The 21,944-nt window shown below is 61.3% G+C and carries 19 protein-coding genes; 12 read left to right on the forward strand and 7 right to left on the reverse strand.

What is annotated here, in order from left to right; genetic code table 11:
• The first annotated feature begins 184 nt into the window (after positions 1 to 184).
• Complete coding sequence (locus ASG55_RS22830; protein WP_007909658.1) at positions 185 to 664, forward strand: Lrp/AsnC family transcriptional regulator; 480 nt, start codon at positions 185 to 187, stop codon at positions 662 to 664.
• A 281-nt stretch (positions 665 to 945) separates the two neighbouring features.
• On the forward strand, positions 946 to 1,155 hold the full coding sequence (locus ASG55_RS22835) for a DUF2788 domain-containing protein (protein WP_016773053.1): 210 nt from the start codon (positions 946 to 948) through the stop codon (positions 1,153 to 1,155).
• On the opposite strand, the gene ASG55_RS22840 is transcribed toward ASG55_RS22835, so the two are convergent.
• The 4 genes from ASG55_RS22840 to ASG55_RS22855 form a co-directional block, all read right to left on the reverse strand.
• On the reverse strand, positions 1,150 to 1,785 hold the full coding sequence (locus tag ASG55_RS22840) for a pseudouridine synthase (protein WP_056790617.1): 636 nt from the start codon (positions 1,783 to 1,785) through the stop codon (positions 1,150 to 1,152). The two genes, ASG55_RS22835 and ASG55_RS22840, sit on opposite strands and share 6 nt — an antisense overlap.
• Positions 1,786 to 1,857: 72 nt before the next feature.
• Positions 1,858 to 3,357, reverse strand: a complete 1,500-nt coding sequence (gene amn / locus ASG55_RS22845) for an AMP nucleosidase (protein ID WP_162245423.1) — start codon at positions 3,355 to 3,357, stop codon at positions 1,858 to 1,860.
• Positions 3,358 to 3,539: 182 nt separating this feature from the next.
• Positions 3,540 to 5,195: an acyl-CoA dehydrogenase family protein gene (locus ASG55_RS22850; protein ID WP_056790621.1), complete on the reverse strand. Its 1,656-nt coding sequence runs from the start codon at positions 5,193 to 5,195 to the stop codon at positions 3,540 to 3,542.
• 95 nt (positions 5,196 to 5,290) lie between these two features.
• Entirely contained in the window at positions 5,291 to 7,642 is a 2,352-nt protein-coding gene (locus ASG55_RS22855; protein WP_056790624.1) for a hybrid sensor histidine kinase/response regulator, read from the reverse strand.
• A 476-nt stretch (positions 7,643 to 8,118) separates the two neighbouring features.
• Here ASG55_RS22855 and ASG55_RS22860 point away from each other — a divergent pair, with 476 nt between their 5' ends.
• The 4 genes from ASG55_RS22860 (at position 8,119) to ASG55_RS22875 (ending at position 11,636) form a co-directional block, all read left to right on the forward strand.
• A complete protein-coding gene (locus tag ASG55_RS22860; RefSeq protein WP_007909650.1) occupies positions 8,119 to 8,916 on the forward strand; it encodes a hydroxymethylpyrimidine/phosphomethylpyrimidine kinase in 798 nt (265 codons plus the stop codon).
• An 18-nt stretch (positions 8,917 to 8,934) separates the two neighbouring features.
• Entirely contained in the window at positions 8,935 to 9,558 is a 624-nt protein-coding gene (gene thiE, locus ASG55_RS22865; protein WP_056790629.1) for a thiamine phosphate synthase, read from the forward strand.
• 15 nt (positions 9,559 to 9,573) lie between these two features.
• Positions 9,574 to 10,857, forward strand: coding sequence for a glutamate-1-semialdehyde 2,1-aminomutase (hemL, locus tag ASG55_RS22870; RefSeq protein WP_056790631.1), 1,284 nt, complete (start codon positions 9,574 to 9,576; stop codon positions 10,855 to 10,857).
• A gap of 224 nt (positions 10,858 to 11,081) precedes the next feature.
• Positions 11,082 to 11,636 (forward strand): tetratricopeptide repeat protein, encoded by a 555-nt coding sequence (locus ASG55_RS22875; protein WP_056790633.1) that lies wholly within the window; start codon positions 11,082 to 11,084, stop codon positions 11,634 to 11,636.
• Positions 11,637 to 11,760: 124 nt separating this feature from the next.
• On the opposite strand, the gene ASG55_RS22880 is transcribed toward ASG55_RS22875, so the two are convergent.
• Positions 11,761 to 12,090 (reverse strand): DUF1820 family protein, encoded by a 330-nt coding sequence (locus ASG55_RS22880; RefSeq protein ID WP_016773045.1) that lies wholly within the window; start codon positions 12,088 to 12,090, stop codon positions 11,761 to 11,763.
• Between the two features lie 132 nt (positions 12,091 to 12,222).
• Between ASG55_RS22880 and miaB the strand changes: the two genes are divergently transcribed.
• From miaB to lnt, 5 genes are all read left to right on the forward strand, one after another.
• Positions 12,223 to 13,551, forward strand: coding sequence for a tRNA (N6-isopentenyl adenosine(37)-C2)-methylthiotransferase MiaB (gene miaB, locus ASG55_RS22885; RefSeq protein WP_041477732.1), 1,329 nt, complete (start codon positions 12,223 to 12,225; stop codon positions 13,549 to 13,551).
• 284 nt (positions 13,552 to 13,835) lie between these two features.
• Positions 13,836 to 14,828, forward strand: a complete 993-nt coding sequence (locus ASG55_RS22890) for a PhoH family protein (RefSeq protein ID WP_016773043.1) — start codon at positions 13,836 to 13,838, stop codon at positions 14,826 to 14,828.
• Positions 14,821 to 15,315: an rRNA maturation RNase YbeY gene (ybeY, locus tag ASG55_RS22895; protein WP_016773042.1), complete on the forward strand. Its 495-nt coding sequence runs from the start codon at positions 14,821 to 14,823 to the stop codon at positions 15,313 to 15,315. The genes ASG55_RS22890 and ybeY overlap by 8 nt, the downstream gene beginning before the upstream one ends.
• Positions 15,316 to 15,320: 5 nt before the next feature.
• Positions 15,321 to 16,160, forward strand: coding sequence for an HlyC/CorC family transporter (locus ASG55_RS22900; protein WP_024014438.1), 840 nt, complete (start codon positions 15,321 to 15,323; stop codon positions 16,158 to 16,160).
• A gap of 14 nt (positions 16,161 to 16,174) precedes the next feature.
• A complete protein-coding gene (gene lnt / locus ASG55_RS22905; RefSeq protein ID WP_056790637.1) occupies positions 16,175 to 17,698 on the forward strand; it encodes an apolipoprotein N-acyltransferase in 1,524 nt (507 codons plus the stop codon).
• Positions 17,699 to 17,814: 116 nt separating this feature from the next.
• On the opposite strand, the gene ASG55_RS22910 is transcribed toward lnt, so the two are convergent.
• Together ASG55_RS22910 and ASG55_RS22915 are read right to left on the reverse strand one after the other, a co-directional pair.
• A complete protein-coding gene (locus ASG55_RS22910) occupies positions 17,815 to 18,576 on the reverse strand; it encodes a YdcF family protein (protein ID WP_056790640.1) in 762 nt (253 codons plus the stop codon).
• A gap of 104 nt (positions 18,577 to 18,680) precedes the next feature.
• A complete protein-coding gene (locus tag ASG55_RS22915; RefSeq protein ID WP_024014441.1) occupies positions 18,681 to 19,004 on the reverse strand; it encodes a hypothetical protein in 324 nt (107 codons plus the stop codon).
• A gap of 255 nt (positions 19,005 to 19,259) precedes the next feature.
• Between ASG55_RS22915 and leuS the strand changes: the two genes are divergently transcribed.
• On the forward strand, positions 19,260 to 21,866 hold the full coding sequence (gene leuS / locus ASG55_RS22920) for a leucine--tRNA ligase (protein ID WP_041477728.1): 2,607 nt from the start codon (positions 19,260 to 19,262) through the stop codon (positions 21,864 to 21,866).
• Positions 21,867 to 21,944: the final 78 nt, after the last annotated feature.

Raw genomic sequence — 21,944 nt, forward strand, 5'->3', positions numbered from 1 at the left:
CGGCCGCGGCGGGCCTGATTGGGCGGGCCGCGTGGACTGTGTTACCGAGCAGTGATTCTGGTGTTAAGAATAAGCCTGAGGCTGCGACAGAGGATTGCGAAAATTGCTCAATTAAACACCGCTTGCGCAATTTTTAACCCTGGATAGATAATCTGCCGCAATAGTTACGACCAAGGACAGATTGATGAGCAAACTTGACCGGTATGACCTGAGTATTTTGGCGGAATTGCAGCGCGACGCCCGTATCTCCAACCAGGAACTGGCCGAACGCATCGGTCTGTCGCCCTCGCCTTGCTCGCGCCGGGTCAAGCAGCTGGAAGACGATGGCTATATTTCGCGCCAGGTTGCGCTGCTCGATCGCAAGATGCTCGGCTTGAGCCTGACCGCGTATGTGCTGATCGGCATGGATCGGCACACCCCCGAGCGCTTCGAGAATTTCGAGGCGGCGATCCGCACATTGCCGCAAGTGCTGGAGTGCAGCCTGGTGACCGGAGTGGATGCCGACTACCAGTTAAAAGTGGTGGTGCCGGATATGGATCACTATCAAAAGTTGCTGTTGGGGCATCTGACGCGGATCGAGGGGGTCACCAGCGTGCGGTCGAGTTTTGTGCTGAACCAGGTTTTGAACAGTACTGAATTGCCGCTGACTCATTTGCGTAGCTAAGCAAAAGCCCCTCACCCCAGCCCTCTCCCGGAGGGAGAGGGAGCCGACCGCAGGGTCAGGCGTTATACATCGACCTGAAAGCCCGAGTCGATTACGGATTCGCAACAGCTGGAACAGGTCGACATAGCTCATCAGCATCCCCCGATCGGTCCCCTCTCCCTCCGGGAGAGGGTTAGGGTGAGGGCAACAATTGCGGATCAGACCCAGATCAATGCCACCCCACCGACCATGGCGTATACTCGCCGCCGCCCTTTCAGCCCTGTCCGCGCCGGAGATCGCCAATGGATCCAGCACTGTTCGAAGAGTGGATGATGACCGGTCTGGTCAGCATCCTGATCATTTTCATGGGTTTCATCGTCTGGGATCTGGCGAAGAAGTCCAAGGCCGGGCGGTTCGGCTCGTTCATTCTGTTTTTCGTGCTGGGCCTGGGCGTGGCCGCGTTCATCATCAAGAGTGTGGTGATCGGCCTGATCGAGTCCGGCGCCTTATAAGCGCGCCGGCACTTCCCGCCACTGGCCCTGATCCAGCCCTTCAAGGGTCCAGTCGCCAATCCTGACTCGCACCAGACGCAACGTCGGCAGCCCGACCGCCGCCGTCATGCGCCGCACCTGACGATTGCGCCCTTCGCGAATCACCAGTTCCAGCCATGAAGTCGGTATGGTCGCGCGAAAGCGTACCGGCGGATTGCGCGGCCACAACTGCGGCTCAGCCAGTTGCCGCGCTTGGGCGGGCAGAGTCATGCCGTCATTCAGCTCGACGCCATCACGCAGGCGCTGCAACTGCTCAGCCGTCGGCTCGCCCTCCACCTGCACCCAATAGGTCTTCGCCAGTTTGTGTTTCGGATCGGCGATGCGCGCCTGCAACTGGCCGTCGTTGGTCAGCAGCAACAAACCTTCGCTGTCGCGATCCAGACGTCCGGCCGGGTAAATCCCTGGCACATCGATGTAATCCTTGAGTGTCGCCCGCCCTTCACCGTCGCTGAACTGCGTCAGCACATCGAAGGGTTTGTTGAACAGGATCAGTTTCGGCTCGGCCGGTGGTGCCTTGGCAACACGGCGCGGGGCAGAAGACTGAGGCTTCACGCCGGGGCGGCGGGAAGGGGGACGCGGGGGACGGGACATAAGAGACAGAACATTTAGCGATCAGGGCTGACAATGCTAGTGCCCCGACCGCCAAATGACCACGACTAACCGTTAACGGAACGGCGGCTCGTCGAAGCTGCGCAGTTTGCGCGAGTGCAGCGAGTTGAGCTCGGTGCGCAGCAGATCCACTGCTTCGATGCCGATTTTCAAATGCTGGCTGACCGCACGCTCGTAGAAGGCGTTGGCCGAGCCCGGCAGTTTGATTTCGCTGTGCAGCGGTTTGTCCGAAACACAGAGCAACGTGCCGTACGGCACCCGCAGGCGATAACCCTGCGCTGCGATCGTGCCGCTTTCCATGTCCACCGCCACTGCGCGGGACAGGTTGATCAGCGGCCGTTCCTGCGCCCAGCGCAGTTCCCAGTTGCGGTCGTCGTAGGTCAGGACCGTGCCGGTGCGCAGGCGTTTCTTCAGGTCGTCGCCTTTCTCGCCGGTGACATTCGCCGCTGCCTGTTGAAGCGCAAGCTGCACTTCGGCCAGTGCCGGGATCGGAATATTCGGCGGCACCACACGATCAAGAATGCCGTCGCGACGCATGTAGGCGTGGGCCAGCACGTAATCGCCGATGGTCTGCGACTGACGCAGGCCACCGCAGTGGCCAATCATCAGCCAGCAATGCGGGCGCAGCACGGCCAGGTGATCGGTGATGTTCTTGGCGTTGGAAGGGCCGACACCGATGTTCACCAGCGTGACGCCGTGGCCGTCGTTGGCGATCAGGTGATAGGCCGGCATCTGGTAACGGTGCCAGACCACACCGGCGGCAATCGCCGAGGCTTCGCCGTGGTCCATGCTCTTCTCGATGATCACGTTGCCCGGCAGGACCATACGCACGAAGCGCGGATCGCGGCGCAACTGCTCCAGACCATGAACGATGAACTGATCGACGTAGCGATGGTAGTTGGTCAGCAGAATCCACGGCTGCACATGGCGCCAGTCGCTGCCGGTGTAATGCACCAGGCGGCGCAGCGAGAAGTCCACGCGCGCCGCATCGAACAGTGCCAGCGGCAGCGGATCGGTGTTTTCCCAGTCGTAGAGGCCGTCGGCAATGCCATCGGTGGCGGCGGACAGATCCGTGCTCGGGAACACCCGCGCCAGCACCGCCGCAGTGACGCCGGAACCGGCCAGTTCATCGCCCTGCTCGACCACGTACGGATACGGAATGTTCTGCTGGCTGACGCCGACTTCGACGGTCACGGTGAAGTCGTGCATCAACGGCGTCAGTTGTTCAAGCAGGTATTTGCGAAACGCCGCCGGGTGGGTGACGGTGACGCTGTAAGTACCGGGCAACTGCACCTTGGCGTAAGCGCGGGTGGTCTGCGGCACTTCGCCCTGGCAGTGGTAGGTCAGTCGCAGTTCGGGATAACGAAACAGGGCACGCTGTTCGGCGTCGGGTTCGACGCGGTCCTTGAGGTAACGCTTGAGGGCAGAATTCAGCGCAGTGGTGGCCTGCTCATGCAGCTCGGCCAGACGATCCACGGCTTGTTCGGCGGTTTGAACGACAATAAACGCTTCGGTCACGATCAGCTTCCTGTGTTCTGACTTGCAGAGCTTCATCTTGCCTGCATCGTGGACGCACGGGAACAGTGGCGTTGTGGCGACACTTAAATCTGCAGACCAATGATGTCCTCTGTGGGAGCGAGCCTGCTCGCGAATGCGGTGGATCATCCAATAAAGATGTCGACTGACACACCGCTTTCGCGAGCAGGCTCGCTCCCACAGGGGGGATATGACGTGGGTCAGAAAAGCTGAGGGGTCGAGCGTGCGACGATGGCTTCGACGTCCAGCCCACGCGGCAACCCGCCGTAGACGCGACCGCCACCGCCACCGCTCAGGCGGCTGGCAATGAAAGCATCACTGACCGCCGAATTCCCCGCCTCCAACAGAAGCTTGGCCTGCAACCCAAGCGCAATGTCTTCAGTCAGTTGCCGCGCTCGATACTGAATTTCACTGGTGTCCTTGAATTGCGCCTGCAACTGCTGAATATGCGCAGCCAGACGCTTGTCGCCATGGCCGTCGCCCAGTTCGCTGAACAGCACATCGAGCACGCCCGGTTCTTTTGACAATGCGCGCAGCACGTCGAGACATTGCACATTCCCCGACCCTTCCCACGTCGAATTCACCGGCGCTTCGCGGTACAGGCGCGGCAGGATGCTGTCCTCGACGTATCCAGCGCCGCCCATGCATTCGGCGGCTTCGTTGATCATTCCTGGCGCACGTTTGCAGATCCAGTATTTGCCCACCGCCGTCACCAGCCGCGCGAATTGCGCTTCGTGGCGATCATCCAGATGATCGAGCGCCTTGCCCATGCGCAGACTCAGGGCCAGCGCCGCTTCGCTCTCCAGCGCCAGATCGGCCAGCACGTTTTGCATCAGCGGCTGCTCGCTGAGCAATTTGCCGCCGACCTTGCGGTGCGCGCAGTGATGACTGGCCTGGGTCAGCGCCTGGCGCATCAGCGAGCTGGAGCCGACCATGCAATCGAAACGGGTCATGGCGACCATCTCGATAATGGTTGGCACGCCGCGCCCTTCTTCGCCGATCATCCATGCCAGTGCGCCACGAAACTCCACTTCGCTGGAGGCGTTGGACTGGTTGCCGAGTTTGTTTTTCAGACGCTGGATGTAGAACTGATTGCGCGTGTCGTCCGGGCGATGGCGCGGCAGCAGGAAGCAACTCAAGCCCTTGTCGGTTTGCGCCAATGTCAGGAAGGCGTCGCACATCGGCGCCGAGCAGAACCACTTGTGCCCGACCAGTTCATAGGCCTGACCCGGGCCGCTGGCGCCGACCGGATAGGCTTTGGTGGTGTTGGCGCGAACGTCGGTGCCGCCCTGCTTCTCGGTCATCGCCATACCGATGGTCACGCCAGCCTTGTGCGCCATGCCGACGTTGCGCGGATCGTATTTGGTAGCGAGGACTTTCGGCAGCCACTGTTCGGCCAGCTCCGGCTGCAAGCGCAGGGCCGGCACGCTGGCGAAGGTCATAGTCAGCGGGCAACCACTGCCGGCCTCGGCCTGGCTGTGCAGGTAGGTCATCGACGCGCGGGCGACATGTGCGCCGTCCTGTGGGTGTGCCCAAGGCAGCGAGGTCAGGCCATGTTCGATCGCGGTGCGCATCAGCTCGTGGTAGGCCGGGTGAAACTCGACCAGATCGATGCGATGGCCGTAGCGATCATGGCTGGCAAACACCGGTTTGTTCTGGTTGGCGAGAAACCCCGCTTCCATCAAAGGCCCACCCGCGAGTGCGCCATAGGCATCGATGCGCGACTCGGCCCAACCGGCGCCAAAACGCCGCGACCACTCCTGCAGCGGCAGGTCGATGCGGTACAGGTTGGTGCCGTCCAGCGACGGCGGCTGATTGGTGACTTCGTGGGTTTCGGCGAACTGATGCAGGTTCATGACGGCGCTCCGTGTTCAGCAATGGCACCAGTTAAGCACTGGTGCTTTTTTGAACAAAGTGTCATAGACGCCGTTTTTGCGGCGCTTTTACCCCATCAGCAACTGAGCACGCGGCGCTGTAATGCAGCCTGCAGATCCTCGAATTTGACCGGTTTGTGCAGATAGTCGATAGGCGCGCCCGGGGCGCATTGCTCGCGATCCGCACCCAGCGCCAGCATGAATACCGGCAAGTGCGCACAGCCCGGCAATGCATGGATCTGGCAGCACAGCGATGCGCCTTCGTGGCGGGGCAACTGGCAATCGATCAGCACCGCATCGAAACTTTCCCGTTGCAGGCAGTCCAGCGCGGCGGCGCCGTTGTCAGCGCTGCGCACGCGGAAACCGAGCTTGAGCAACATGCCACGCATGACCAGTTGATTGACGCTGTTGTCGTCCACCAGCAGCACCGTGCAGTCCTGCGGCGCACGAATGCAATCGCGGGTCGGCTGATCCGCAGGCGCTTCGATCACCGGCAGTTCGAATTCGACATCGAGCTGGAAGCGGCTGCCGCGTCCCGGCTCGGAACGATGGGTGAGTTTGCCGCCGAGCAATTCGACCAGTTGCCGACAGATCGCCAGACCCACCCCCAGGCCGCCGTATTCGCGAGTCATCGAGCCGTCGAGCTGGAAGAAACGCTGATACAGGGTCGCCTCGCCCAGATCAGTGAAACCGATACCGGTGTCGATCACCGCGAACGATAGCGCCATGCGCTCATCCGCCGACGGCCGCCCGGTAACGCGCAACGCCAGCCCGCCGACGCGGGTGAACTTGATCGCATTGTCCAGCAGGCATTCCAGGCACTGCGCCAGTTTCGCGATGTCGCCGAGCAAGCGATCCGGCAGGGTCGGCAGCACCTCGACCTTGAAGTCCAGCGACTTGCTCGCTGCATTACCTTCGAACTGCACGCGCAACGCCTCGACCACTGCGCGCAGGCTGAAACTGCCCGGCGTCGCCTTGAGTTTGCCGGCCTGCAATTCAGTGAGCGTGAGGATGCCATTGACCATGCGCATCATGTCGCGAGCAGAACCGGCGGCGGTTTGTTGATATTGCTCAAGCTCGGGATCGAGGTCGACGGTCTGCATCAGCTCCAGCGAACCGATCACGCCGTTCATCGGCGTACGCAGTTCGTGGGTCAACGTCGCGAGGAATTCATCCTTGAGCTTGTTGCTGTGGGCCAGTTGCTGGTTGAGCACTTCGAGTTTCTGCCCGGCGTCGAACAAGGTCTGCGCCTGTTGTTCGCGCATCGCGTTGATGCGGTCGGCCAGCGCCAGCGACAGCAGCGCCACCTCGATGGCCGAGCCGATCTGGCTGGCGTACATGGTCAGGAACACGTTGGGCAGCAGGCCCAGCACCATCAGCGTATTGACGATGCCGCCGAGCAGGAATGCCGACCAGGCGATGATGAAGTAACGCGCCACCCGCAGGCCGCGCCACCAGGCAAGAATCCCGGCGGCAAAGATCACCACGGTGAAGGTCAGCGCCAGTGTGGTCGCCAGGCGCAGGGCCAGGGCGTAACTGGTCATCAGCGACAGGCCGATCACCAGTGCACTGAAGGCAATCAGGCCGATCAGCAAGCGGTCCAGCCAGGGGCTGTGGGTCTTGGTCTGCAGGAAACTGCGGGCGAACTGGCTGCCGAACAGACCGGCGCAACCGATGAAGAACGGCGTCGCGGCGTTGGCCCACCATGGGTTGTCCGGCCAGAAATACTCGACCGCTGCGCCGTTCACCGACAGTTGATAAAGGCCGAACGAGCCGATGTAAAAGATGTAATAGAGGTAACTGGTGTCGCGCACGCTCAGGTAGATGAACAGGTTGTAGACCAGCATCCCCAGCAGCACGCCATAAATGATGCCGAGCACATACAGGCGCACCGGTTGGTCTTCGAGGTATGCGCTGCTCGACCACAAGGTCACCGGCGCCTGGATCGAGCCTTCGCTGGCCAGTCGCAGGTACAGCGTCTGCTGTTGATCCGGTTTGAAGGGAAGGTCGAACAGGTAGTTGTTCTGGCGGATCTCGCGACTGGCGAAGGGCAAGGCATCGCCGGTCTGGCGCACCAGTCGGTATTCGCCGTTGGCGCCAGGCAAGTACAGGTCGAGGTGATCAAGCGGCGGATACGCCAGTTCCAGCAGCCAGGTGCGCTGGGCGGCCGGGTTGCTCGGGCGGTAATGCAGGTCGATCTTCAGCCAGAACGCCGAACGCGAGTAACCGGCGTTGAGCGTGGCTTTGTCGTGGGCTTTGAACTGGCCGGCGGCGTCTTGCGCGCGGACGTCGGCAATCGTCGCCTGACCGCTCGGGTCTTCGAACACTTGCAGCGATCGGCCCAGTGGCAGGCTCTGGGTGAATTCGTCGAATTCGACAGCGCTCGCCATGAGGGGCAAGCAGAACAGCAACATCAGCAAATAGCGCATTGAAGCCCCAGCGTGGCTCGTCCGGTTGTGTCAGGAAGCCCCCCATTCCCTTTGAGTAGACGTAAAACCGGTATTACCTGTGATTGTTTGGATCCAGCCTAGCATAGCCGTTGATGGCCATTGAGCACCATGGAAATTTTTCCTACAACGGCTCTAGAACGGGCGTTCCAGGGCAAAGCACCGAGATAGAGCTGTTGGGTTGGTCAACTCGCGACGACAGCCTCCTTGATAGATGACCAATTGTGGCGAGGGGATTTATCCCCGTTCGGCTGCGAAGCAGTCGCAAGTCCATCCAGCGATGGTGTGTCAGAAAGAACCGGATTGCAGGGTTTGGGGCCGCTTCGCAGCCCAACGGGGATAAATCCCCTCGCCACAAATGTGCTCCAAATAAAGACTGCGGGGTTGTCCGACAATCTGCTCGCAAACACCGTGAGTACTGAACCCCAAAATCAGCTTTGGTGGTAAGCTCGCGCACCATGAATATCTACAGCTCCCGCCCCGTTGTCCTCTGTCTCTCCGGCCACGACCCCAGTGGTGGCGCCGGCTTGCAGGCAGATATCGAAGCCTTGCTCGCGCAGGGTTGCCATGCGGCTCCGGCCGTCACCGCCCTGACCGTGCAAGACACCGTCAACGTCACTGACTTCCGCGTCCTCGACCGTGAGTGGGTACTGGCCCAGGCCAACGCCGTGCTCAACGACTCCGAAGTCGCCGCAGTGAAACTGGGCATGCTCGGTTCGCTGGAGATGGTCGACACGGTCGTCGAACTGCTCTCGGCGCACCCGCATCTGCCGGTGGTCTGCGACCCGGTGCTGCGTGCCGGCGGCGGCGGACGCCTGGGCAAGGACGAGGTCGGCTATGCGATGCGCGAGCGTCTGCTGCCGCTGTCGATCATTGCTACCCCCAATCTTCCTGAAGCGCGCATCCTCGCCGAACTGCCCGAAGGCACGGCCGACGAGTGCGCAGAAAAACTCCTGCCATTCGTCAAAAACCTGCTGATCACCGGCGGCCATGGCGACGAAACTGAAATCCACAACCGCGTGTACAGCCGCGACGGCCTGCGCGAAACCTTTATCTGCCAGCGCCTGCCGGGCAGCTATCACGGCTCCGGTTGTACGCTGGCCAGCGCCCTCGCCGGTCGCCTGGCTCAGGGCGAACACCTGGCCAGTGCCGTGCGCAGTGCGCTGGATTACACCTGGCGCACTTTGCGCGATGCCGAACAACTGGGCAAAGGCCAGTTCGTGCCGCGTCGCCTGCCGCTGGATTTCTGCTCGTAACGTCGTGAGGTCTGCCCGATGAAACTACGTGGCCTGTATGCCATTACCGACAGCCAGTTGCTGGCCGGCAAGTTTCTGTCTTACGTGGAGGCGGCGCTCGACGGCGGCGTCACCCTGCTGCAATACCGCGACAAGAGCAGCGACGAGGCCCGCCGTCTGCGCGAGGCCGAAACGCTGCGCAACTTGTGCGAGCGCTATAAAACGCAGTTGATCATCAACGACGACGCCGAGTTGGCCGCGCGCCTCAACGTTGGCGTGCACTTGGGCCAGACCGACGGCCCGCTGTCGCCGACCCGCGCCCTGCTCGGTTCGAAAGCGATCATCGGTTCGACCTGCCACGGGCAAATCGCTCTGGCCGAACAGGCTGCCAAAGAAGGTGCGAGTTATGTCGCCTTCGGCCGCTTCTTCAATTCCACCACCAAACCCGGTGCGCCGAGTTGCAGCCTCGACTTGCTCGACGAAGCCAAACGCACGCTGCACTTGCCGATCTGCGCGATCGGCGGGATCACCCTCGATAACGCCGCGCCCCTGGTCGAGCACGGTGTCGATCTGCTCGCCGTGATCCACGGTTTGTTCGGCGCCGAGAGCAGCGCCGAAGTGACCCGCCGCGCCCGCGCCTTCAACGAACTTCTGAAAATCTGATTTGAGAGCCCGATCATGTCTCGTTCCGAAACCCTGTTTGCCAATGCTCAGAAACACATCCCTGGCGGCGTTAACTCGCCGGTGCGCGCGTTCAAGAGCGTTGGCGGCACCCCGCTGTTCTTCAAACACGCCGAAGGCGCTTACGTCACCGACGAAGATGACAAGCGCTATGTCGATTACGTGGGTTCATGGGGGCCGATGATCCTCGGCCACAGCCATCCGGACGTGCTCGACGCGGTGCGCAATCAGCTGCAACACGGCCTGTCCTACGGCGCACCGACGTCGATGGAAACCGAGATGGCCGATCTGGTCTGCTCGCTGGTGCCGTCGATGGAGATGGTGCGCATGGTCAGCTCCGGCACCGAAGCGACCATGAGCGCGATTCGTCTGGCCCGTGGTTTCACCGGGCGCGACAGCATCATCAAGTTCGAAGGCTGCTACCACGGCCACTCCGACAGCCTGCTGGTCAAGGCCGGTTCCGGCGCTCTGACCCAGGGCGTACCGAGCTCGGCCGGCGTGCCGGCAGCGTTCGCCAAACACACCCTGACCCTGCCGTTCAACGACATCGACGCGGTTGAAGCGATGCTCGCCGAAGTGGGCGAGGACGTGGCGTGCATCATCGTCGAACCGGTCGCCGGCAACATGAACTGCGTACCGCCAGCGCCGGGCTTCCTCGAAGGCCTGCGTTCGCTGTGTGACAAGCACGGCGTGGTGTTGATTTTCGACGAAGTGATGACCGGTTTCCGCGTCGCCCTCGGCGGTGCCCAGGCGCACTACGGCGTGACGCCGGACCTGACCACGTTCGGCAAGATCATCGGCGGCGGTATGCCGGTGGGCTGCTTCGGTGGCAAACGCGAGATCATGCAGCGCATCGCCCCGCTCGGTCCGGTGTATCAGGCAGGTACGTTGTCGGGTAATCCGCTGGCGATGGCTGCCGGCCTGACGACCTTGCGTCTGATCAGCCGCCCGGGTTTCCACGCCGAATTGACCGACTACACCGCGCGCATGCTCGACGGTCTGCAGCAGCGTGCCGATGCTGCGGGCATCCCGTTCGTGACCACTCAGGCCGGCGGCATGTTCGGTCTGTACTTCAGCGGCGCCGACGACATCGTCACCTTCGACGACGTGATGGCCAGCGACGCAGCAATGTTCGGTCGCTTCTTCCACCTGATGCTGGAAGGTGGCGTGTACCTGGCGCCGAGCGCTTTCGAAGCCGGTTTCACCTCGATCGCCCATGGCGAAGCCGAGTTGCAACTGACACTGGACGCCGCCGAGCGCGCCTTCGCCGCATTGAAATAATCGCCGTACCGCTGACGTTGGCTATGGCCAGCGTCAGCTTTCGCCTACATCCGCTCGGTTTTTCCGGCGTGCCTGCGAAAATCCTGCCCGAATCGGGCGATATATTCCCCACGCAGCAGAAAAACGAGTAAAGACTTTGTAAGGTTGGCCCTGCTTATTTCATAATGCGCGCTTATTGGATCCCTCGACGGGTCCGCGTGCCCTTCAGAGGTAAGTCGATTCCCATGAACCGCACCGGCCGCACCCTTGCATTGGGCTGCCTGTTGCTCCTTCAGCCCCTGCTCGCGCATGCACAAGCAGGCGGCAACTCGTTGTTGATCCCGGCGATGGGTCGTTGCACCCTCAATACTCAGCCGCAAGATGTCACGCAGGCACTGGCCGCCTGCCAGAAAGCGGCGGACGAAGGGGATGCACAAGCGCAATACGAGTTGGGTGAGTTCTACTACGACGGCAAGAACGCGCCGCGCGACCTCAATCAAGCCCTGAGCTATTTCGAAAAGGCCTCGTTGCAAGGCCACGCCCAGGCGCAATACAAGCTCGGCAGCATGTTCTTCCACGGTGAAGGTGTGCAGGCCAACAATATCCAGGCCTACATCGTGCTGAAGATGGCAGCGGTCAACGGTGCCGAAGAGGCGCTGGACGCGGCCGACGAAGTCTCGGAAAAGATGTCCCGCGAAGATCTCGAAACCGCCACTCAGGTGCTCGGGCAGATTTTCCGCAAGTACCTGATGGAACTGCAGAACGCCGATGGGCGTACGCCGTTTTCACCTCTTCCCTGATTTTTGCGCCAACCATTCTGGCCTCTTCGCGAGCAGGCTCGCTCCCACAGAGGATCTTCTGAACACTGGAGATCTACTGTGGGAGCGAGCCTGCTCGCGAATGGGGGCTACGCGGTCTTGAAGCTTACTTTTCAGGCATCGGCATCGGAAACGGCATGACATTGCCGACCGCGCCACGGGCTTCGCTGATTTTCGGTGTACCCAGACGTTCGACTTCATCGATGCGCACGATCGAATGCATCGGCACAAAGCTGCGCACCACGCCTTCGAATTGCGCCTTGAGCTTTTCTTCGCTCGGATCGACGACCATTTGCGTACGCTCGCCAAAGACGAATTCTTCAACTTCCAGGAAACCCCACAGATCACTTTGATAGATCTGCTTGGCGTACATTTCGAACACCTGGCCCTGGTTGAGGAAAATCACCTTGTAGATTGGAGCTTCGCGTTTGGTCATGGCGGGCGGATAACATCGGGGTAAAAATGAGGGCGCGAACTATAGCATAGCCACCGGACGCACAGCGGTAGGAACCTGACGGCTTGTTCCCTATAATGCGCGGTTCTTTGAATCACGTGACGACCCGAATCCATGGCCAAGAAGCTTTACATCGAAACCCACGGTTGCCAGATGAACGAGTACGACAGCTCGCGCATGGTCGATCTGCTGGGCGAACATCAGGCCCTGGAAGTCACCGCTCGCGCGGAAGACGCCGACGTGATTCTGCTCAACACCTGCTCGATCCGCGAACGCGCGCAAGACCGCGTGTATTCGCAGCTCGGCCGCTGGCGCGAACTGAAGCTGGCCAACCCCGACATGGTCATCGCCGTCGGCGGTTGCGTGGCCAGTCAGGAAGGCGCAGCGATCCGTGATCGCGCTCCGTACGTCGACGTGGTGTTCGGCCCGCAGACCCTGCACCGCCTGCCGGAAATGATCGACGCCGCGCGCAGCAGCAAGCTGCCGCAGGTCGACGTGTCGTTCCCGGAAATCGAAAAATTCGACCACCTGCCCGAGCCGCGCATCGACGGTCCGAGCGCTTATGTGTCAGTGATGGAAGGTTGCAGCAAGTACTGCACATTCTGCGTGGTGCCGTACACCCGTGGCGAAGAGGTCAGCCGACCGTTCGACGACGTGATCGCGGAAATCATTCACCTTGCCGAACACGGCGTGCGTGAGGTGACGTTGCTCGGGCAGAACGTCAACGGCTATCGCGGCCAGACCCACGACGGTCGCCTGGCCGACCTGGCCGAACTGATCCGCGTGGTCGCCGCTGTCGATGGCATCGACCGCATCCGCTACACCACGTCGCACCCGCTGGAGTTCTCCGACAGCCTGATCCAGGCCCACGCCGAAGTGCCGGAACTGGTCAAGCACCTGCACTTGCCAGTGCAGTCGGGCTCGGACCGGATTCTCGCAGCAATGAAGCGCAACCACACGGCGCTGGAGTACAAATCCAAACTGCGCAAACTGCGCGCTGCCGTGCCGGGGATCTGCATCAGTTCGGACTTCATCGTCGGCTTCCCCGGTGAAACCGAGAAAGACTTCGAACAGACCATGAAGCTGATTGCCGATGTCGGCTTCGATTTCTCCTACTCGTTCGTCTACAGCCAGCGCCCGGGCACACCCGCTGCCGATCTGGCCGACGACACCCCGGAAGAATTGAAGAAAGAACGTCTGAACGCGCTGCAACATCGTTTGAATCAACAGGGCTTCGAAATCAGCCGACAAATGGTCGGCTCGATCCAGCGCATTCTGGTGACCGATTATTCGAAGAAAGACCCAGGCGAGCTGCAGGGCCGCACCGAGAATAACCGTATCGTCAACTTCCGCTGCGACAATCCCACCCTGATCGGCCAGTTCGCCGATGTGCACATCGACGCCGCGCAACCGCACTCGCTGCGTGGTTCGCTGGTTCAATAACACCATCGCATTGTGGATGGGGCTTCTGTGGTGAGGGGATTTATCCCCGATGGTTGGCGCAGCCGACCCAAAACCTGCACTCCGGGTGATCTGATACACCTCTGATAATGGTTTCAGGGCCGCTTCGCGCCCCATCGGGGATAAATCCCCTCACCACCAAATGACCCCGCCAGCCACAGAGAATGGGTTCGAAAGCAGCGTCGATATTTAAGAGCTTTCGCACCCAGGCCACTGGCGTTATCCTTGATTTCATCCTAATTGCCCCAGGGCGGCTAAATACGACCTTGAACGCACCCATCGAACCACATCGTTTTCTCCTCGAGCCTTTTGAGGCTCGCCGCTTCGCCAATCTGTGCGGGCAATTCGACGAGCATTTGCGCTTGATCGAACAGCGCCTGGCCATCGAGATCCGCAATCGCGGAAACCAGTTCGAGTTGATTGGCGATCCAAAACTCACCACGTCCGCGGAAAACCTGCTGCGCCGCCTGTACCGGGAAACCAAGGGTACCGAGCTGTCGCCAGACCTGGTGCACCTGTTCATTCAGGAATCAGCAGATATCGACAACCCGGCACCTGCCGAAGCGACCGTCGCCCTGCGCACCAAGAAAGGCATGATTCGCCCGCGCGGCTTGAATCAGCAGCGCTACGTGAAGGAAATCCTCGGCAACGACATCAACTTCGGCATCGGCCCGGCCGGTACCGGCAAGACCTATCTGGCCGTGGCCTGCGCGGTGGATGCGCTGGAGCGCGAGCAGATCCGCCGCATCCTGCTGGTGCGTCCGGCAGTCGAAGCGGGAGAAAAGCTCGGCTTCCTGCCCGGCGACCTGTCGCAGAAGATCGACCCGTACCTGCGCCCGCTGTATGACGCGCTGTATGAAATGCTCGGTTTCGAATACGTCGCCAAGCTGATCGAGAAACAGGTGATCGAAGTCGCGCCGCTGGCCTACATGCGCGGTCGTACGCTGAACAACAGCTTCATCATTCTCGACGAAAGCCAGAACACCACCGTCGAGCAGATGAAGATGTTCCTCACGCGCATCGGCTTCGGCTCCACCGCCGTGATCACCGGTGACATCACCCAGGTCGACCTGCCGCGCGGCACCAAGTCCGGGCTGCACCATGTGATCGAAGTGCTCAAAGACGTGCCGGGCATCAGCTTCACCCACTTCCAGCCCAAGGACGTCGTGCGGCACCCGTTGGTGCAGCGGATTGTCGAGGCCTACGAGCGCTTCGAAACCCGTGCCGAAGCCGCGAAGGAAGCCTCGCGCGATGCTTGAGCTGGATCTGCAAATCGCCACCGAGGCCAGCGCGCCGAGTGAAGCCGAGTTCCGCCAGTGGTGCGAACTGGCCCTGCGCCAGCGCAGCGCTGATTCGGAAATGACCATTCGTCTGGTCGACGAGGAAGAAGGCCGCGAGCTCAATCACACCTGGCGCCACAAGGACTACGCGACCAATGTGTTGTCGTTCCCGGCGGAAGTGCCTGACGAGTTTCTCGATATCCCGCTGCTCGGCGATCTGGTGATCTGCGTGGCCGTGGTCGAACGCGAAGCCGCCGAGCAGGGCAAGGAACTAAAGGCCCACTGGGCACATCTGGTCATTCACGGCTGCTTGCATCTGCTGGGTTACGACCATATAGATGACGACGAAGCCGAAGAAATGGAAGCGCTGGAACGCGAGTTGCTTGCTGAACTGGGCTATCCCGATCCGTACGCGGACGACGAAACCGAACACTCCCCCATCGTTACAACAAAGGATTCAGAGTAATCGCTATGAGCGAAGATCGATCGAGCAACGGGCAGAAGTCATGGCTGGGTAAGCTGACCCAGGCTTTTGCCCACGAGCCGAAGAACCGTCAGGAGCTCCTCGAGCTGCTGCGTGATGCACATCAGAACAAACTGCTGGACAGCGAAGCGCTGGCCATCGTCGAAGGCGCCATCCAGGTGGCTGACCTGCAAGTGCGCGACATCATGGTGCCGCGCTCGCAGATGGTCAGCATCAAGGCGACCCAGACACCCCGCGAATTCCTCCCCGCCGTAGTCGACTCGGCCCACTCGCGCTATCCGGTCATCGGCGAAAGCCATGACGACGTGATGGGCGTACTGCTGGCCAAGGATCTGCTGCCGCTGATCCTCAAGGAGAACGGCGACAGCTTCAACATCAAGGACCTGCTGCGCCCGGCCACCTTCGTGCCGGAGTCCAAGCGTCTGAACGTGTTGCTGCGTGAATTCCGCGCCAACCACAACCACATGGCCATCGTCATCGACGAATACGGCGGCGTGGCCGGTCTGGTGACCATCGAAGACGTGCTCGAGCAGATCGTCGGCGACATCGAGGACGAGCACGACGTCGAAGAAGACAGCTACATCAAGCCGCTGCCCAGCGGTGATTTCCTGATCAAGGCGCTGACGCCGATCGAGAACTTCAATGAGTTCTTCGACAGCGAGTTCTCCGACGACGAATTCGACACCGTCGGCGGCCTGGTGATGAGCGCGTTCGGGCACTTGCCAAAACGCAACGAAACCACTGAAATCGGCGCTTATCGTTTCCGCATCCTGAACGCCGACAGCCGTCGGATTCATTTGCTGCGACTGACGCCTATCGCTCGTTAATTCTAAGGACTGAAATGCGCTGGACAACCCGCCCCGGCTGGCCCGGTAACCTGCTGGCCGTGGCGGCCGGTGCAATCACCACATTCGCTCTCGCACCGTTCGACATCTGGCCGCTGGCATTGCTGGCGGTTGGTCTGTTCTATGCCGGTTTGCGTGAGCTGAGCCCGCGTCAGGCGCTCGGCCGTGGCTGGTACTTCGGCTTCGGCCTGTTCGGTGCCGGCACCAGTTGGATCTATTACAGCATTCATCATTTCGGCGGCGCTTCGGTGTTGCTCGCCGGGTTCCTGATGCTGCTGTTCACCGCGGCGATTGCCTGGTTCTTCGCCCTGCCCGCGTGGCTGTGGGCGCGCTGGTTGCGGCGTAACGAAGCACCGCTGGCGGATGCCTTGGCGTTTGCGGCGTTGTGGGTCGGCCAGGAAGCCTTTCGCGGCTGGTTCCTCACCGGTTTCCCATGGCTTTATTCCGGTTACAGCCAGCTCGACGGCCCGCTGGCCGGGCTCGCGCCGGTGGGCGGGATGTGGCTGGTCTCGTTTGTTCTGGCACTGACCGCAGCGCTGATCTACAACGCGCCGCGCTTGTTGCAGGCGCGCCGCAAGGGTTTTATCGCGGCCGGTGTGGTACTTCTGGCGGGGCCATGGGTAGCAGGCATCGCCCTCAAAGGCCACGCGTGGACCAGCCCGTCCGGCGCACCGCTGACCGTGGCCGCAATTCAGGGCAACGTCGCGCAGAGCATGAAATGGGACCCGGCCGAGCTCAACGCGCAACTGGCGCTGTACCGTGATCTGAGCTTCCGCTCCAAACCGGTCGATCTGCTGATCTGGCCGGAAACCGCCGTGCCGGTGTTGAAGGAGTCCGCCGAGGGCTACCTGACGATGATGGGCAACTTCGCCGCCGAGCGTAAATCAGCGCTGATCACCGGTGTGCCGATCCGCCAGACCGTGCATCACGAACGGCGCTTCTTCAACGGCATCACCGTGGTCGGCGAAGGCGACGGCACTTACCTGAAGCAGAAACTGGTGCCGTTCGGCGAATACGTGCCGTTGCAGGATGTGTTGCGCGGTTTGATCGCGTTCTTCGACCTGCCGATGTCGGACTTCGCCCGCGGCCCGTCGGATCAAGCGCTCTTGCAAGCCAAGGGTTACCAGATTGCACCGTTCATCTGCTACGAGGTGGTCTATCCGGAATTCGCCGCCGGGCTGTCGGCACGCAGCGACCTGCTGCTGACGATCAGCAACGACACCTGGTTCGGCACGTCGATCGGCCCGCTGCAGCATTTACAGATGGCGCAGATGCGCGCGCTGGAAGCCGGACGCTGGATGATCCGCGCGACCAACAATGGCGTCACCGGCCTGATCAACCCGTTTGGGCAGATCACCGAACAGATTCCGCAGTTCGAACAAGGCGTGCTGTACGGCGAAGTGGTACCGATGCACGATCTGACGCCTTATCTGCAATGGCGCTCGTGGCCGTTGATCGCGTTGTGCCTGCTGCTGTTTGGCTGGGCGCTGATGGCCAGCCGGATGTCGAAGACCCTCTGAGAAATGTGACAAGGGGATCTATCCCCGCTGGAGTGCGCAGCAGTCCCCTCTTCTGAAGGTAAGAGAAGGGCCGCTACGCGCCCCATCGGGGATAAATCCCCTCGCCACAATGATCTTCAGCGGTAAAACAACGAATACCCCACCTGCCCCACCGCTTCATTGAGCAATTGCCCGCTCTGCCAGATCGACTTGAATTCCGGCAACCAGCCGCCAAACGGCCGGGCGTTATCGGTACCGAGGAAACCCACCGGCGCCGGCACCACCTCGAAACCCGCCTGCTCAAAGCTCCACACCGCGCGCGGCATGTGCCACGCCTGCGTCACCACGACGACCCGCTTGATCCCCTGCGGCAAGAGGATATCTGCCGTCATCTTCGCGTTCTCCCATGTGGTACGACTCTCGCCTTCCTGCCAGCGCACCGTCACGGCGAAATCATCACGCAACGAATCTGCCATCAACTTCGCTTCGGTCGGGGGCGTGCCGTAGTGCAGGCCACCGCTGGTCAGAATCGGCAGGCCCGAGGCTTTGGCCAGGCGCGCCGCGTAACGCTGCCGCTCCAGTCCGATGCCGGTCGGCTGGTCTTCGCCCCAGGCCAGATCACCGCGCTCGCGCCCCGAGCCCAGCACCACAATCGCATCGGCACGTTGCGCGAGGGTCGTCCATTCTGACCGCGCCAGCGGCGGCTCACGCTCCAGCGCCTTGGCGCTCCACTGCACGACCACCGGCAGGCTCATCAGCAGCAGGCCACCAAAACCGACGGCAAAACACACGCCAGCCAGGCGTGGCCGCGAGCGGCGCAGCCACCAGGCGACCAGCAACAGCAGCAAAAGAATGCCAGGCGGCAATAAAAGTTGTTTGATGAAATAGCGAAAGGGCATCGGGCATCTCCAAAGATGCCCGAAGCCTAAGAGTGTTGATTACGAGTTACAACCAGTAGGCCGGATCCGGTTGCAAAAGATCCGTTTCATGACCTGCCATGCGCTTACTTGGCCTGCACAGAGCGCACCTTGCCGGTGTCTCTGCGCGGCGCCTTGTCCTTGAGCCAGATGACCTTGGCCGAATGTGCTGCATCGAGCTGCTTCACTGCTTGAGACAGGCATCCCTGCGTTTCACGTTCACTGCGATCCAGATAGGCCTTGACCAGTTTGAACTCGGCGGGGCTCAAGCCACGCAATTCCAGTTCCAGGGGGCGCTCGTCGCGCAGCCGGTCAGCGGTTTTCACGGCGTCCAGCGCCATGCCCAGACGATCGATCAACCTTTCATACAACTCGGGTTTCGTTACGTTCTTTTTCCGTTGCTCCACCATCCCTCACCTCATTGAAGATAAGACTCACTCCCCAATTAGAGCTTAGCTTCGCTGCACGAACCGGCTACACGCCGCGACCAACGGCCCTCGTCGTCCAAAAGGTCGGGCAAACAGCTGTAATCAGGGTTTCCCTCGGCCAAGCGCGGTCATGTATGCTACGGCGCTTCCTGTCATTCCACTTCCAGCGCACCCGGGCCATCCCGGATGCTGCCGTCGAAGAGGATTAGGCCACCCCTATCCAGTACAAAAGTAGCCATGCACGAACAATATCAGCCACGTGAGATCGAAGCCGCCGCCCAGTCGTTCTGGGATGAGCAAAAGTCCTTTGAAGTCAGTGAACAGCCAGGCAAGGAAACCTACTACTGCCTGTCGATGTTCCCTTACCCCAGCGGCAAGCTGCACATGGGCCACGTGCGCAACTACACCATTGGCGATGTGATCTCGCGCTACCAGCGCATGCAGGGCAAGAATGTTCTGCAGCCAATGGGTTGGGATGCGTTCGGCATGCCGGCGGAAAACGCCGCAATGAAAAACAACGTAGCGCCCGCCAAGTGGACCTACGAGAACATCGCCTACATGAAGTCGCAGCTGCGCAGCCTGGGCCTCGCGGTGGACTGGTCCCGTGAAGTGACCACCTGCAAGCCGGACTACTACCGCTGGGAACAATGGCTGTTCACGCGCCTGTTCGAAAAAGGCGTGATCTACCGCAAGAACGGCACCGTGAACTGGGACCCGGTCGACCAGACCGTTCTGGCCAACGAGCAAGTCATCGACGGCCGTGGCTGGCGCTCCGGGGCGCTGATCGAAAAGCGCGAAATCCCGATGTACTACTTCAAGATCACCGCTTACGCCGACGAGCTGCTGGAAAGTCTCGACGAACTGACTGGCTGGCCTGAACAGGTCAAGACCATGCAGCGCAACTGGATCGGCAAGTCCCGTGGCATGGAAGTGCAGTTCCCGTACAACGTCGATTCGATCGGCGAAGCCGGCACCCTGAAAGTCTTCACCACCCGTCCGGACACCCTGATGGGCGCGACCTACGTCGCCGTCGCTGCCGAGCACCCGCTGGCCACCCTGGCCGCGCAGAACAATCCCGAGCTGCAAGCGTTCATCGCTGAATGCAAGGGCGGCAGCGTTGCCGAAGCAGACGTCGCCACCCAGGAAAAGAAAGGCCTGCCGACCGGCCTGTTCGTCGAGCACCCGCTGACCGGCGAAAAGCTCCCGGTATGGGTCGCCAACTACGTGCTGATGCACTACGGCGACGGCGCGGTCATGGCGGTTCCGGCGCACGACGAGCGCGATTTCGAATTCGCTCACAAATACAACCTGCCGGTGAAATCGGTGGTGCGCACCAGCTCCGGTGACACCAACCCGGCGCCGTGGCAGGACGCCTATGGCGAGCACGGCACGCTGATCAACTCCGGCGAGTTCGACGGCCTGGACTTCGCCGGCGCGTTCGACGCCATGGAAGTGGCCCTGATCAAGAAACAACTGGGCGCCTCGCGCACCCAGTTCCGCCTGCGCGACTGGGGCATCAGCCGCCAGCGATACTGGGGCTGCCCGATCCCGATCATCCATTGCGCCGCGTGCGGCGACGTGCCGGTGCCGGAAGATCAACTGCCTGTCGTTCTGCCGGAAGACGTGGTGCCGGACGGCGCCGGTTCGCCGCTGGCGCGCATGCCCGAGTTCTACGAATGCAGCTGCCCGAAATGCGGCGCGCCGGCCAAGCGTGAAACCGACACGATGGACACCTTCGTCGAGTCGTCGTGGTACTACGCCCGTTACGCCTCGCCGCATTTTGAAGGTGGCCTGGTAGAAAAATCCGCAGCCGATCACTGGCTGCCGGTGGATCAGTACATCGGTGGTATCGAACACGCCATTCTCCACCTGCTTTACGCGCGCTTCTTCCACAAGCTGATGCGTGACGAAGGTCTGGTCAGCTCCAATGAGCCGTTCAAGAACCTGCTGACCCAAGGCATGGTGATCGCCGAGACTTACTATCGTCGCGAAGCCAATGGCGCTTACACCTGGTTCAACCCGGCAGACGTGGAACTGGAGCGTGACAGCAAAGCCAAGGTGATCAGCGCCAAGCTGAAATCCGACGGCCTGCCGGTGGAAATCGGCGGTACCGAGAAGATGGCCAAGTCGAAGAACAACGGCGTCGACCCGCAGTCGATGATCGACCAGTTCGGCGCCGACACCTGCCGTCTGTTCATGATGTTCGCCTCGCCGCCTGACATGAGCGCGGAATGGTCCGATTCCGGCGTTGAAGGTTCGCACCGCTTCCTCAAGCGCGTCTGGCGCCTGGCGCAAGCGCACGTTACCCAAGGCCTGCCGGGCAAACTGGATATCGCCGCGCTGAGCGACGAGCAGAAAACCGTGCGTCGTGCGATTCACCTGGCGATCAAGCAGGCCAGCCATGACGTCGGCCAGAACCACAAATTCAACACCGCCATCGCCCAGGTAATGACGCTGATGAACGTGCTGGAAAAAGCCGCCCAAGGCACCGAACAGGACCGCGCGCTGCTGCACGAAGGTCTGGAAGCGGTGACCCTGCTGCTGGCGCCGATCACCCCGCACATCAGCCATGAACTGTGGAAGCAGTTGGGTCACGCCGATGCGGTGATCGATGCAGGCTGGCCGGCCGTGGACGAAAGTGCCTTGGTGCAGGACAACCTGACCCTGGTCATTCAGGTCAACGGCAAGCTGCGCGGGCAGATCGAAATGCCGGCCAGTGCCACTCGCGAAGAGATCGAAGCCGCCGCGCGCATCAACGAGAACGTGCTGCGTTTCGTCGATGGCCTGACCATTCGCAAAGTGATCGTGGTGCCGGGCAAACTGGTCAACATCGTCGCCAGCTAAATTGGATCGGGTGCCGGGCTCGCCTGGCACCCAGTAAAACCTTTCGGGCCGCAGAGTCGGCTCACCTGGTTTCAAGGG

This window comes from Pseudomonas sp. Leaf434 (assembly GCF_001425545.1).
GTDB classification, from domain to species: domain Bacteria; phylum Pseudomonadota; class Gammaproteobacteria; order Pseudomonadales; family Pseudomonadaceae; genus Aquipseudomonas; species Aquipseudomonas siliginis.

Excerpts from the sequence above, each read along its gene's own strand:
- ASG55_RS22830 (WP_007909658.1), top strand. The coding sequence starts at position 185 with ATGAGCAAACTTGACCGGTATGACCTGAGTATTTTGGCGGAATTGCAG.
- ASG55_RS22835 (WP_016773053.1), top strand. The coding sequence starts at position 946 with ATGGATCCAGCACTGTTCGAAGAGTGGATGATGACCGGTCTGGTCAGC.
- ASG55_RS22840 (WP_056790617.1), bottom strand. The coding sequence starts at position 1,785 with ATGTCCCGTCCCCCGCGTCCCCCTTCCCGCCGCCCCGGCGTGAAGCCT.
- amn (WP_162245423.1), bottom strand. The coding sequence starts at position 3,357 with ATGAAGCTCTGCAAGTCAGAACACAGGAAGCTGATCGTGACCGAAGCG.
- ASG55_RS22850 (WP_056790621.1), bottom strand. The coding sequence starts at position 5,195 with ATGAACCTGCATCAGTTCGCCGAAACCCACGAAGTCACCAATCAGCCG.
- ASG55_RS22855 (WP_056790624.1), bottom strand. The coding sequence starts at position 7,642 with ATGCGCTATTTGCTGATGTTGCTGTTCTGCTTGCCCCTCATGGCGAGC.
- ASG55_RS22860 (WP_007909650.1), top strand. The coding sequence starts at position 8,119 with ATGAATATCTACAGCTCCCGCCCCGTTGTCCTCTGTCTCTCCGGCCAC.
- thiE (WP_056790629.1), top strand. The coding sequence starts at position 8,935 with ATGAAACTACGTGGCCTGTATGCCATTACCGACAGCCAGTTGCTGGCC.
- hemL (WP_056790631.1), top strand. The coding sequence starts at position 9,574 with ATGTCTCGTTCCGAAACCCTGTTTGCCAATGCTCAGAAACACATCCCT.
- ASG55_RS22875 (WP_056790633.1), top strand. The coding sequence starts at position 11,082 with ATGAACCGCACCGGCCGCACCCTTGCATTGGGCTGCCTGTTGCTCCTT.
- ASG55_RS22880 (WP_016773045.1), bottom strand. The coding sequence starts at position 12,090 with ATGACCAAACGCGAAGCTCCAATCTACAAGGTGATTTTCCTCAACCAG.
- miaB (WP_041477732.1), top strand. The coding sequence starts at position 12,223 with ATGGCCAAGAAGCTTTACATCGAAACCCACGGTTGCCAGATGAACGAG.
- ybeY (WP_016773042.1), top strand. The coding sequence starts at position 14,821 with ATGCTTGAGCTGGATCTGCAAATCGCCACCGAGGCCAGCGCGCCGAGT.
- ASG55_RS22900 (WP_024014438.1), top strand. The coding sequence starts at position 15,321 with ATGAGCGAAGATCGATCGAGCAACGGGCAGAAGTCATGGCTGGGTAAG.
- lnt (WP_056790637.1), top strand. The coding sequence starts at position 16,175 with ATGCGCTGGACAACCCGCCCCGGCTGGCCCGGTAACCTGCTGGCCGTG.
- ASG55_RS22910 (WP_056790640.1), bottom strand. The coding sequence starts at position 18,576 with ATGCCCTTTCGCTATTTCATCAAACAACTTTTATTGCCGCCTGGCATT.
- ASG55_RS22915 (WP_024014441.1), bottom strand. The coding sequence starts at position 19,004 with ATGGTGGAGCAACGGAAAAAGAACGTAACGAAACCCGAGTTGTATGAA.
- leuS (WP_041477728.1), top strand. The coding sequence starts at position 19,260 with ATGCACGAACAATATCAGCCACGTGAGATCGAAGCCGCCGCCCAGTCG.